The organism is Lutibacter sp., assembly GCF_013041805.1.
In the GTDB taxonomy this organism is placed as follows: domain Bacteria; phylum Bacteroidota; class Bacteroidia; order Flavobacteriales; family Flavobacteriaceae; genus Lutibacter.
Window position 1 is genome coordinate 80,850 of record NZ_JABDRI010000018.1, and the last position, 12,803, is coordinate 93,652.

The following is a 12,803-nucleotide window of genomic DNA, read 5'->3' on the forward strand; positions in this document are numbered from 1 at the left end:
GTTATATATTTTCAGCAATTGCTTTGGCAACTGCTTCAAAATCGCTTGGTTCTAAAGTTACTTTTTTAATAAATTGAATATCCTCCATTTTCTGCAAAGGAATCAAATGAACGTGAACATGAGGAACTTCAAGTCCAATTACACTCATACCAATTCGTTCACAAGGAATTACTTTTTCCATAGCTAAGGCTATTTTACGCGAAAAACTCATTAAGCCATTGTATAATTCTTCATCTAAATCAAACAGTTTATTAACTTCTTTTTTTGGTACAACCAAAGTATGTCCTTTTGCATTTGGATTGATATCTAAAAAAGCATAAAAATGTTCATTTTCAGCTACTTTGTAGGAAGGTATTTCACCTTTTATTATTTTAGTAAATATTGACATTTTCTATTTTTAATCAAAAATAAGAAACCCTTTTCAATTAAAAAACTGAAAAGGGTTTTACTATTATTTTCAATATTTTTAACTTCTCGAAATTTCTAATATTTCAAAATTCATTACTCCACTCGGCACTTGAATTTCGGCAATATCTCCAACGGTTAATCCAAGTAACCCTTTTCCTATTGGTGAATTAACAGATAGTTTTCCTTCTTTTATATTTGTTTCAGAATCTGCTACCAATGTATAGGTGAATTCCATATTATTGGTTGTGTTTTTAATTTTCACAATTGAGTGTATCAATATTTTAGAAGTATCTAAAAGTGATTCATCAATAATTCTAGCATTAGAAACTACTTCTTTTAATTTTGCTATTTTTAATTCTAAATGTGATTGTTCTTCTTTTGCTGCATGATACTCTGCGTTTTCACTTAAATCACCCTTATCTCTTGCTTCAGCAATATCATTACTAACTCTAGGGCGCTCAACATGTTCTAAATGCTCTAACTCTTTCTTGAGTTTTTTCATTCCTTCAGCTGAATAGTACGAAATTTTACTCATAACTTATCATTTTAATAAATACAAAAAATCTCAAAACTGATAACAGAATGAGATTTGATACAAATGTACAAAATATTTGTAAATTGCAGTCATTTACAACTAAACTTCATTTTTATAACTATGCGAAATAGTATTTTATTAGTAATACTTGTATTTCTTTTTTCTTGCGAAAAAAATGACACCAATGATATTTTACCTAATATATCGGTAAATGTTACAATAGATCTAAATTTACCTCAATATATTAATTTACAAACACCAACTGGATGGGCAGAAACCAGTGGAGGCCTTAGAGGTATATTAGTACTTAATACAGGACTTACACCTCTTTATAAAGCATATGAGAGAGCTTGCCCAAACAATGATTGCTCTTCTCCAATGATTTTTGATGGAAGTTTAAAAATGAAGTGCTCTTGCGATAATAGCGAATATAGTATTATTGATGGCTCCCCACAAACAGCTGGAAATTTGCACTTTGCAAGAGAATATAGAGTAAATCAAATTAACCCTTCAACCATAAATATTACTAATTTTTAACTTCTAAATTAAAAACAGATTGCTACTTTTGTGAAAAACCAACAAAAAGTGATAAACTATTTTTCTTCAAAATTTAAACTAGGTGTTTTAGGCGGCGGCCAGTTAGGTAAAATGCTACTTTCTGAAACTCAAAAATATGATATATATACATGTATTTTAGATGGTTCTTTGGAAGCGCCTTGTTCCCAAATTTGTAATGAATTTCACCATGGAGATTTACTCGATTTTGAAACAGTATATACTTTTGGCAAAAAAGTTGACTTGTTAACCATTGAAATTGAACATGTTAATATTGATGCTCTTTTTAAACTTGAAGAAGAAGGATTAGAAATTTATCCACAACCAAGCGTCTTACAAACAATTCAGCATAAAGGAAGACAGAAAGATTTTTTTGTAAAGCACGGAATTCCAACATCACCACATAAAAGGTTTTCAACTCTTAATGAACTAAAAAATGAACCTATTTCATTTCCGTTTGTATGGAAGTCTGCTCAATTTGGCTATGATGGAACAGGTGTTAAAATTGTAAAAACTCAAAATGATTTGGATGGGCTTGCAAATACAGCCTGTATTATTGAAGAATTAATTCCTTTCAAAAATGAGTTAGCAGTTATTGTTGCCAGAAATAAAGAAGGAGAAGTTAAAACTTACCCCGTTGTTGAAATGGAATTTCACCCAGAAGCTAACCAAGTTGAATATGTAATTTGCCCTGCAAGAATTTCAAATGAAGTTGCTAAAAAAGCGATAGATGTAGCCTTAAAAGTTGCTGAATCTTTTCAACATATTGGATTGTTAGCCGTTGAACTATTTCAAACAAAAAATGATGAAATCTTAGTCAATGAAGTTGCTCCTCGTACTCACAATAGTGGTCATTTTAGCATTGAAGCGTCTTACACAAATCAATTTGAACAACATTTGCGAAGCATTTTAAACCTTCCTTTAGGAAATACTGCTAGTAAAGTTGCTGGAATTATGGTAAATTTGGTTGGTGAAGAAGGTTTTGCAGGAGATGTTGTTTATAAAAATATGAGTGAAATTTTAAAAATGGATAATGTTACACCTCATATTTATGGCAAAAAACAAACTAGACCTTTTAGAAAAATGGGTCATGTAACTGTGGTAAATAATGATATAGCTGAAGCTAGAAAAATAGCAGAACAAGTTAAAAAAACTATTAGAGTAATTAGTAAATAAAATAAAAATGAGTAAAGTAGGAATAATTATGGGAAGTAATTCAGATCTTCCAATTATGCAACAAGCTGTTGATATTTTAAAGGAATTTAATATAGAAACTGAAGTTGACATAGTTTCTGCCCACAGAACTCCTGAAAAATTATTTGATTACGCTAAAAATGCTCATACAAGAGGTATTTCAGTGATAATTGCTGGTGCTGGAGGCGCGGCACACTTACCAGGAATGGTAGCATCATTAAGCCCACTTCCTGTAATTGGAGTTCCTGTAAAATCTAGAAATTCAATTGATGGTTGGGATTCTATTTTATCAATTCTTCAAATGCCTGGAGGAGTTCCTGTTGCTACAGTTGCTTTAAATGGCGCCTTAAACGCAGGTATTTTGGCAGCACAAATTATTGGAAGTTCCAATAAAAATATACAAACAAAAGTTCTTGATTATAAAGAAAAATTAAAAACTAAAGTGCTAAAGGTAAATGACGATTTAAAAAAGAAACTATAATTGTACTCTTTTTATAAAAGTAACCATTTCTCCTTTGCTGTTTTTATATTGAAACTTTGGAGTCAATGTATTAATATCAAATTTATTTTTTGTGCCATTGGCTTTTTCAAAATTAAAATTTGATTTTCTTCTTTTTGAATTATTAAATACTGTTGCTAAACTCATAACTTAGAAAAATTTTAAACTTTGGGAACACTTTATAAACGTTATTATAAAAATTTAGTATACTTATTCTTAAAAAATTATACTATTTATAATCGCTAATTTTGGTTTGGTGTTTAGAGTGAATACATTTTTAAAAAACAACTTAAAATAAGATGTTATTTTTGGGAGCAACAATTTCTCCTTTGTTGTTTTTATAATTAAACTTAGGGCTAAGTGTATTTATAATATACTTTTTAACTTTATTCTTATCATTTCTATTCACAACTTTATTATTTTTATTCATTATTTCTGCTAATAACTCTTTCAAATAATTTTCTTGAAATAATGTAGGGTGCATACTAATTCTATTTATTAAATTATGATTTTAAACAATAAATAATGTTCCTGTGCTTTTTTAAACGGTACATCCATTTTATACTGTTGTATAATTTTATGACACTCAACAACTAAAAAAGTCACTATATGTAATATCTTTACAAAAAAATAACTTCAATATTCATCAATAAAAATGAACAATCCATTATTAGAAATATTCAATAATCCGTTTTCAACAGCACCATTTTCTTTAATTAAAAATGAGCATTTTAAACCAGCTTTTATAGCAGCTATTAAAGTAGCAAAACAAGAAATTGATATAATTACATCAAATTCAACAGTCCCAACATTTGAAAATACAATTGAAGCCCTCGAATTTAGCGGACAACTGTTAGATAGAATTTCAAGTATATTTTTCAATTTAAACTCGGCAGAAACTAGCGATGAAATCCAAAAAATTGCACAAGAAGTTTCTCCTATGCTTAGTGAATTTGGGAATGATATTACACTTAATGAACAACTTTTTAAAAGAGTACAATTAATTTATGATATTAAAGATGAATTAAATTTAACTACTGAACAGGAAACTTTATTAGAAAAAAAATATAAAAGCTTTGTTAGAAATGGTGCTAACTTAATAGAAAGTGATAAAACTGAATTACGAAAAGTTGATGCTCAACTTTCAAAATTGAAATTAAAATTTGGAGAAAATGTTTTAGCTGAAACAAATGCCTTCAAACTTCACTTAACAGAAAAAAAAGACCTAGCAGGGCTACCTGAAACAACTATTGAAGCTGCTGAAATGCTCGCTAAACAGAAAAATAAAGAAGGTTGGATTTTCACATTAGATTACCCTAGCTATATTCCATTTATGACATATAGTGAGAATAGAAATTTAAGAAAAACCTTAGCTATTGCATTTGGAAAAAGAGCATTTCAAAATAATAAAAATGACAATCAACAAATTGTGCTAGATTTAGTAAAATTACGACATAAAAGAGCCGCTTTATTAGGCTATCAATCTCATGCTCATTTTGTGCTAGAGGAGCGTATGGCGGAAAGTCCTTCACATGTAAGAACCTTTTTAAATGACTTATTAAATAAAGCAAAACCTGCTGCGATTAAACAGTTTGAAGATCTTTCAAATTTTGCAAAAAAAGATGGCATTAATCAGTTAGAGAAATGGGATAGTGCCTTTTATTCTGAAAAGCTAAAAAAGAAACTTTTTGATCTAGAAGAAGAACAATTAAAACCTTATTTTAAGCTTGAAAATGTTATTGAAGGTGTATTTATAATTTCGAACAAGTTATTCGATTTAAATTTTGAAGAAATTTATACAATAGATAAGTATCATAGTGATGTTAAAACATATAAAGTAACTGATAATTCTGGCAACTATATTGCACTATTGTATTGTGATTTCTTTCCAAGAGAAGGGAAAAGAAACGGTGCTTGGATGACGTCCTTTAAAGGACAATGGAAAAAAGACTATAAAAATTCGAGACCACATATTTCAATAGTATGTAATTTCACAAAACCAACTACAACAAAACCATCTTTATTAACTTTTAATGAAGTAACTACTTTATTTCACGAATTTGGTCATGCATTGCACGGAATGCTTGCGAACACCACTTACCCTAGTTTATCCGGAACAAATGTGTATTGGGATTTTGTTGAACTTCCAAGTCAGCTATTTGAAAACTGGTGCTATGAAGAAGAAGCATTAAACCTATTCGCAAAGCATTATGAAACTCAAGATCCAATCCCTATGGATTTTATAACTAAAATAAAAAAATCATCTAACTTTTTAGAAGGATTACAAACGTTGCGTCAGTTAAGTTTTGGTATTTTAGATTTGAATTGGCATAGTGAAGATCCATTAGAAATAAAGCAAGTGAAAGAATTCGAAAACTTAGCTTTTAAAAACACACAACTATTTCCCGATGTAATAGAAAATTGTATGAGCACTTCGTTCTCTCATATTTTCCAAGGTGGTTATTCCTCTGGATATTATTCTTACAAATGGGCAGAAGTTTTAGACGCTGATGCATTCGCTCTATTTTTGGAAAAAGGTATTTTCAATAAAGAAACTTCACAAAATTTTAAATCTGAGATTTTAAGCAAAGGAGGTACTGAAAAACCAATGGAGTTATACCTTAAATTTAGAGGTAAGAAACCTACAAATAAAGCATTACTATTACGTGCCGGCTTATTAAAAAATTAAATTATGAAAATTGATTTATTTTAAAAGGGTTATTTTTGCAAACAAACGGTAATAAATTTTAAATAAACGGTACTTTTTGTTGATTTTTATTTTTTTTATAAATAATAATTTGTAATTTAGTACTATGAAAATTTCATAAGCCCCATATTTATTCTATGAAATTTGATTTGACATGTTAATCCCAAAATTAATCAACCCCAAATATTTGATTAATTACAAAAAATCATCAAATTTGGTTTTATGCAAAAGCAAGTTTGATGATTTTTACATTAATGAAATAGTATATTTTTAATAAGAATGAAATTTAAATTCAGAAGTGATTATACTGGCATGTTTTGCTAGTAACATGTAATAGTATAATCACTCTGGATTTTTTTAATTCACATTAAGAACTCTTCTTAAGTCTTTAAATTAGTTTTATTTATTTTTTTCGCAAGTCTAGTAAGTAATTATTGCTAAAAATAAAGTAACCCTATTCTGCATTAACATCTGAGTTAAAAATAAAATAATTATAAAATGGAAAAAGTTTGAATATAGACTGAAAAATAAAGTTTAAACCTGAAAAAGAAATAAAAAGCAGCCGCAAATAATAACTTGAGAAAAAATTGTCGTCCCCACAACGGTAGTATAATCAAGATATGTTATTGTACGACTGCTAAGTCTTTATTTCATTTTTATAATAATAAATTCTGTTCTTCTATTCAATTGATGTTCAGCTTTAGAACATTTCACACCATTAGAACATTTATTTACCAATTGAGTCTCTCCAAAACCTTCATATTTTGTGATTCTATCAGCATTTATTCCATGTGAAATAATATATTCATAAGTAGATTTTGCTCTTCTGTTTGATAATCTAATGTTATAATCATCATTAGCTCTACTATCTGTGTGCGACTCTAATCTAATAACCATTCCTGGATATTTATTCATTAAAGCAACTACTTTATCTAATTCTAACGCTGCATCTGGTCTTATATTTGATTTATCTAAGTCAAAATAAATAATTTCTAAGTCAGCTAATAAAACTACATCTTCTATTGGTTTTATACCAACATTTAAATTAACCACCAATTCTTTTTCCCTATCCAAGTTAAAAGAATTAAATTCTCTTGTTAAAGACGTGTATTTTTCTTTTGTACCCTCCAGAGTAAAGTTTGCATCTCTATCAACAATATGCTCATAATAACCATTTGCTTCAGTTATGAAATAAGCAATTTCATCTCCATTAGCATCCTTTAAAACAACTTTAGCATTTACAATAGGCTCATTATTTGCATCATCAAAAATTTGACCTTTCAACGTTAAAGGGGGTATTCTTGTAAATTTATATATATCATCATCTCCTACTCCGCCTTCTCTATTTGATGAAATGTATCCATCAAATCCTTCTTTTGATAAATAATAAGAAAAATCGTCTTTTGAACTATTAATAGGTTCTCCAAGATTTAATATATTAACTATGCTATTATTTTCATCTGAAATTGTTGCAAAAACATCTAACAGACCAAAACCTACATGACCATCAGATGAGAAAAATAAGGTTCCTTCATTATGAATAAATGGAAACATTTCATTTCCTTCTGTATTTACCACATTTCCCATATTTTCTGGAGTACCTAGGGTTCCATCGTCATTTATATCCACCACATAAATATCTGAACCTCCTATTCCTCCTGGCATATCGGATGTAAAATACATTTTTGTTCCATCTTCACTTACTGATGGGTGACCTACAGAGTATTCATCATTATTAAAATGAACACCTTGAATATTTGTCCATTCTCCATTCACTAAATCAGCAGAGTAAATTTTTAAATTGTTTATTCCTTTATTATCGGCACCTTTATCACCTTCATTAAAATTATTTCTGGTAAAGTACATTTTTGTTCCATCTTCAGTAAAACAAACCGGTCCATCGTGATAAATAGAATTCACTTCACCATTAATTTTATTAGCTTTTTCAACAGAACCATCTTTACCTACACTATAAATATCTAAAAAAGGTTGAGCGTTCCAAGCATATTTTCTTTTTATTGAAATACCTTCATCTTTTGAGGAAACAAAAACAACTTCATCATTATATTCCACTGCTCCAAAATCACTAAAAGGTGTATTTAAATTTGTGTTAGCCAATGAATACTGCTTTTTTAAATTAAACATAGCACTTATAAAATCTTCATTTTCTAAAAATTCAGCCACACGAGAGTCTTCGCTCGCAAATTGCTCATATTTAACCATCCATTTGTTGGACTCATCATAATTACCAACTCCTCTTAATGCCTGTGCATAAAAATAATAATATTCTTCAGGTACATTTTCTTGTTGAACCACATGTTTATAGATTTCAACAGCTTCTTTAGGTTTTCTTAAATACATATAAGAATCACCTAATTTTCTCATAGCATAACTTTTATTAAAATTTGTATCAATTAATTTTTCATACTTTTCAATAGCTTTCACAAAAGAAAAACTGTTATAATGTCTATCAGCTCTTTTTAATTTACCTGATTGCCCAAATGACGATGAACATATCAATAAAAAAACAATCGTTATTAATTTTATAGTTTTCATAAGTTTAGTTCTATTTGGTTAAAAATATCTAGGTGATTTCATTTTTCCCTTAGTGAATTTAAACTCATACATTAATAAAATCTCATGAGATCCTGTAGTATAAGGTCTTATTTCACCTGTTGGAACTTCGTATGTATAACCTACCCTAAATTGCTCTGAAACTTGAAAATCTACAAGAGCTCCAAAAGATCTTTGTGCGCCATTAATTCTATAAGATCCTCCAAACCAAATTTTTTCATCAAACAATAAATTTGCTGTTAAATCTGTAGATAAAGCTGCACCTTTTGTGTATTTCATCATAAAAGATGGCTTTAATTTTAAGTTCTTATTTAATTCGAATACATATCCACCAATACCATAATAATGAACCACTTCTAAAGCAGCGTATTCAGTATCATTTAAATCATTCGTTAATAACTTTGGAATTGATAGCCCTAAATACCATTTATTACTATGGAAAAGTATACCAGCCCCAAAATTAGGGTTCACTCTATCTAATCTATCATTAAAGTATTGATCACTTCCATTTACAGCAGAATTATATAATTCACTTGCTAATTTATAAGTTGTTAAACCTGCTTTCAAACCAAAACTAATCTTAAAGTTCTCATTTCCTTGAATTGTATAGGAAAAATCTCCATAAATATATGTCAAGTTTTCGTATCCTGTTTTATCATTCATCATTGACAATCCAAGACCTATTTTTTCATTTCTTAATGGAGAATGAATAGATAAAGTTTGTGTTTGAGGTCCACCATCAAATCCGGCCCACTGATTTCTATTTAAACCAACTATACTTAATACTCCTCTACTACCTGCATATGCTGGGTTAATAGCAATAGTATTATACATATACTGAGTGAATTGCGGTAATTGCTGAGCATTTGAATATTCAAACCCTAGAATTAATAATACTATAATTATAATTAAACGTTTCATAGTTTTTATTCTTATTAGTTAGTTCCTAAATAAATATATCCTGTTATTGGTCTATAACCACTACCAATTATATTAACAACATAATAGTAAGTTCCTGCAGGTAATTTGTTATTCGTACCTATTGTTAAACCAGAGTTATCATGGTATCCACCCCAATTATTTTGATAATTATTTGATTGATACACAACTTTTCCCCAACGGTTAAATATGGTAACTTCTGCAGTAAATCCACAAGAGGCTATTTCAGAAATTGTAAAGAAATCATTTACACCATCATTATTTGCTGTAACTACTTTTGATATTTCTATACTACCTTCTGTTGAACAAGGAAGCACAACACAATCATCATTTACGCTTACAACAAGAGTTATAATTCTACCACAATCTCCTGGTTCTTCATATGTTAATTCATAATCTCCTAGATTAACAATTGACGGATCGAAGAAATCTCCACTTAAGCCTCCACTATTTTGATTATCGAACCAAGTACCTCCAGTAACAAAATTATCAACTAATGAAGATAAACCATTCGTTTCATCTGTTATTAGGTTTATAGAACTGTCTAAAACACATAAGACAAGAATATTATCAACTTCCACTTCCTGATTAGTTCCTTCAAAATTAATAGTTACTTCCGTTGTTGTTTCACAGCCATTAGCATCAGTCACTGTTACTGTGTATAAACCTTCTGCTAATCCTGTTGCAGTTTCAGTCGTTTGACCGTTACTCCATACATAATTTATAGGTTCTCTAGCTCCTGAAACGTCAACTGTTGCAGATCCATTTGCTCCTTCACAAGTTTCTGAAGTTACTGCAACAAAAATTTCAAAATCTAAACAGTTACTTGGATTAATAGTAATTACAACTGTTGCAAAATCACAAGCAATTGGATCACCATTATCACAAACTTCGTATACGAAACTATCAGTACCAACAAAACCATCATTTGGTGTATAAACAAATGTCCCATCCGAATTTAATACCAACGATCCATTCTCAACATTAACTTGAGGAATCGTATTTACCGTTTGAGTGTCTCCTTCAGGATCAGTATCATTATCTAAAATATTTCCTGTTAATATTGTATTTACACCTCCGTTATATGCATCATCATTTGCATTGGTATGATTAACAACTTCACCGTTTGGTAAAATAGTTATAACAACTGTTGCAGTATCACATAATACTGGATCTCCATTATCACATATTTCATAAGTGAAAGTGTCCTCTCCAATAAAACCATCATTTGGTGTATAGGTATATGTTCCATCAGAGTTAATTACAACTGTACCATTTGAAGGATTTTCAATTGGTGTTGTGTTTACAGTAATTGTATCTCCATTTGGATCAAAATCGTTTACTAGTAAATTACCATCAACCGGTGTATTTTCTTCAGTAGTTGAAGTATCATTGTTTGCTACTGGTGGATGATTTCCATTTGTAACATCTAAAACTTCTATAGTAACTATTGCTGTATCACAAGCTTGTAGATCTCCATTATCACAAATAGTATATTCAAAACTATCTGTTCCAATAAATCCTGCTGGTGGAGTATACATATAAACTCCAGTTGATGCATCTATTGTCACTATAACTCCTTCTGAAGTAGTTACTGTTGTTGTTGTTACCGTCTGAACATCGCCTTCTTCATCAAAATCATTTGTTAAAACATTTCCAACAACAGGCATATCTATAAAAGTATCATTGATGTCATCAATTGCATATGTATAATTTAATGCATTCACAGTGATCACAACTGTTGCTTGATCACAAGCAATTGGACTACCATTATCACAAACTTCATATACAAAACTATCTGTGCCAACAAAATCATCATTTGGTGTATAAACAAATGTACCATCTGAATTTAATACCAATGTTCCATTTGCCACATCAGTTATTGGTCCAGAATTTACCACTTGAGTATCTCCTTCTGGATCAAAATCATTATCCAATACATTTCCTGTTATTACATTTTCTTGATCTCCATTGTATGCATCATCATTCGCATAGGTATCATTCTCATTATCATCAGATGGAATTACTGTAATTATAACATCTGCAGTATCACATAATACCGGATCTCCATTATCACATATCTCATAAGTAAAGGTATCTTCCCCTGTAAATCCATCTTCTGGTGTATATGTAAATGAACCGTCTGAATTAATTACTACTACTCCGTGTGTTGGACCGCTTATAACTATAGTATTAACAGTAATTAGATCACCATCCGGATCAAAATCATTTGGCAATAAACTACCATCTACAGGTATATTTTGCTCTGTAGTAGCTGTGTCATTATTTGCTACAGGTGGATTGTTGGATACTGTAATATCCATTACCTCTATTGTTACTGTTGCTGTATCACATGCTTGTGGTGATCCATCATCGCAAATTGTATATTCAAAACTATCTGTACCTACAAAACCATCATTTGGTGTGTAAATATAACTTCCATCTGAATTTAATACTACAGTTCCATTATCCGCATTCGTATTTCCTGTAACGGTCTGTGTGTTTCCCTCTTCATCCTCATCATTGGTTAATACATTCCCTGCTACTGCAATATTCATATAAGTATCATTGATGTCATCAATTGCATATGTACAATTATAAGAAATAGTTATTTCATTTATACTAGAACATCCACTTTCAGAGTCAGTTACTGTAACAGTATATACACCTGGCTCCATAACTTCAAGTGTCGCTGAAGTATCTCCTGTACTCCATAAATAACTAGCATCACCAATAACTATAGTTTGACTAGCATCTAAAGTTATACTAGGATTTGAACATGATAATTCTTCATTCCCAACAATGATGACTTCTGGCTGAGTGATATTTTGTGTAATTACAATTTTATCAACACCAAAACAACCATTGTTTCTGTCAGTTACAACAACATAATATTCACCTGGCTCAGTAACAGTAATAGTTGAAGATGTTTCTCCAGTAATTAGTTGTTGATCTTTACTCCATAAGTAACTAGCTGTACCTTGAATACTTATAAATTCACTTGTCAACTCAATACTTGTAACATCACAAGTTAATTCAGTTGTATCAGCTTCAAGAGAAATTACAGGTTTTGTAATATCTTGAGCAATTATCACAGAACTACTGACTGAACAACCCGTTTCTAAATCTGTTACAACTACTGTATAACTTCCTGGATTAGAAATATCAATAGTGTCAGTCATCTCACCGTTACTCCAATTATAAGTATAAGTACCTTCTTCTCCTACATTCGCAGTCAATGTAACACTATCAATACTACAAGTTAATAATAAACCAGTTGATTCAATTGATGTGTTAACTTGTTTTTCTGTTACTACTACATCTGCTGTAAGTTCTGGACAGTAATCTGTCGCTGCAATTGTATAGGTATAAGTTCCTGCTCCTGCTAATGC

11 protein-coding genes are annotated in these 12,803 nt (G+C 30.1%); 4 read left to right on the top strand and 7 right to left on the bottom strand.

The window, feature by feature from the left end; genetic code table 11:
* Position 1: 1 nt before the first annotated feature.
* Both HKP59_RS02350 and greA read right to left on the bottom strand, forming a co-directional pair.
* The gene (locus HKP59_RS02350; protein ID WP_291803111.1) at positions 2–388 is read right to left on the bottom strand and encodes an HIT family protein; all 387 of its coding nucleotides are present in this window, start codon (positions 386–388) and stop codon (positions 2–4) included.
* Positions 389–466: 78 nt separating this feature from the next.
* The gene (gene greA, locus HKP59_RS02355) at positions 467–943 is read right to left on the bottom strand and encodes a transcription elongation factor GreA (protein ID WP_291803112.1); all 477 of its coding nucleotides are present in this window, start codon (positions 941–943) and stop codon (positions 467–469) included.
* Positions 944–1,063: 120 nt separating this feature from the next.
* Here greA and HKP59_RS02360 point away from each other — a divergent pair, with 120 nt between their 5' ends.
* The 3 genes from HKP59_RS02360 to purE are packed head-to-tail and all read left to right on the top strand — an operon-like array spanning position 1,064 to position 3,173.
* Positions 1,064–1,480, top strand: coding sequence for a hypothetical protein (locus HKP59_RS02360; protein WP_291803114.1), 417 nt, complete (start codon positions 1,064–1,066; stop codon positions 1,478–1,480).
* 48 nt (positions 1,481–1,528) lie between these two features.
* Entirely contained in the window at positions 1,529–2,674 is a 1,146-nt protein-coding gene (locus tag HKP59_RS02365) for a 5-(carboxyamino)imidazole ribonucleotide synthase (protein WP_291803132.1), read from the top strand.
* A 7-nt stretch (positions 2,675–2,681) separates the two neighbouring features.
* Entirely contained in the window at positions 2,682–3,173 is a 492-nt protein-coding gene (gene purE, locus HKP59_RS02370; RefSeq protein WP_291803116.1) for a 5-(carboxyamino)imidazole ribonucleotide mutase, read from the top strand.
* Here the strand turns inward: purE and HKP59_RS02375 are convergent.
* Positions 3,168–3,338 carry a hypothetical protein gene (locus HKP59_RS02375; protein ID WP_291803118.1) on the bottom strand — a complete coding sequence of 57 codons (171 nt, stop codon included), beginning with the start codon at positions 3,336–3,338 and terminating at the stop codon, positions 3,168–3,170. The two genes, purE and HKP59_RS02375, sit on opposite strands and share 6 nt — an antisense overlap.
* A gap of 142 nt (positions 3,339–3,480) precedes the next feature.
* The gene (locus HKP59_RS02380; RefSeq protein ID WP_291803120.1) at positions 3,481–3,675 is read right to left on the bottom strand and encodes a hypothetical protein; all 195 of its coding nucleotides are present in this window, start codon (positions 3,673–3,675) and stop codon (positions 3,481–3,483) included.
* A 171-nt stretch (positions 3,676–3,846) separates the two neighbouring features.
* Here HKP59_RS02380 and HKP59_RS02385 point away from each other — a divergent pair, with 171 nt between their 5' ends.
* Complete coding sequence (locus HKP59_RS02385; RefSeq protein WP_291803121.1) at positions 3,847–5,880, top strand: M3 family metallopeptidase; 2,034 nt, start codon at positions 3,847–3,849, stop codon at positions 5,878–5,880.
* A gap of 663 nt (positions 5,881–6,543) precedes the next feature.
* Here the strand turns inward: HKP59_RS02385 and HKP59_RS02390 are convergent.
* From HKP59_RS02390 to HKP59_RS02400, 3 genes are all read right to left on the bottom strand, one after another.
* On the bottom strand, positions 6,544–8,454 hold the full coding sequence (locus HKP59_RS02390) for an OmpA family protein (protein ID WP_291803123.1): 1,911 nt from the start codon (positions 8,452–8,454) through the stop codon (positions 6,544–6,546).
* 18 nt (positions 8,455–8,472) lie between these two features.
* Positions 8,473–9,393: a type IX secretion system membrane protein PorP/SprF gene (locus HKP59_RS02395; RefSeq protein WP_291803125.1), complete on the bottom strand. Its 921-nt coding sequence runs from the start codon at positions 9,391–9,393 to the stop codon at positions 8,473–8,475.
* Between the two features lie 14 nt (positions 9,394–9,407).
* Positions 9,408–12,803: Ig-like domain-containing protein (locus HKP59_RS02400; protein ID WP_291803127.1), on the bottom strand; the 3,396-nt coding region annotated here is incomplete at its 5' end.

Coding starts and splice junctions, on each gene's coding strand:
- HKP59_RS02350 (WP_291803111.1), bottom strand. CDS start 388: ATGTCAATATTTACTAAAATAATAAAAGGTGAAATACCTTCCTACAAA.
- greA (WP_291803112.1), bottom strand. CDS start 943: ATGAGTAAAATTTCGTACTATTCAGCTGAAGGAATGAAAAAACTCAAG.
- HKP59_RS02360 (WP_291803114.1), top strand. CDS start 1,064: ATGCGAAATAGTATTTTATTAGTAATACTTGTATTTCTTTTTTCTTGC.
- purE (WP_291803116.1), top strand. CDS start 2,682: ATGAGTAAAGTAGGAATAATTATGGGAAGTAATTCAGATCTTCCAATT.
- HKP59_RS02375 (WP_291803118.1), bottom strand. CDS start 3,338: ATGAGTTTAGCAACAGTATTTAATAATTCAAAAAGAAGAAAATCAAAT.
- HKP59_RS02380 (WP_291803120.1), bottom strand. CDS start 3,675: ATGCACCCTACATTATTTCAAGAAAATTATTTGAAAGAGTTATTAGCA.
- HKP59_RS02385 (WP_291803121.1), top strand. CDS start 3,847: ATGAACAATCCATTATTAGAAATATTCAATAATCCGTTTTCAACAGCA.
- HKP59_RS02390 (WP_291803123.1), bottom strand. CDS start 8,454: ATGAAAACTATAAAATTAATAACGATTGTTTTTTTATTGATATGTTCA.
- HKP59_RS02395 (WP_291803125.1), bottom strand. CDS start 9,393: ATGAAACGTTTAATTATAATTATAGTATTATTAATTCTAGGGTTTGAA.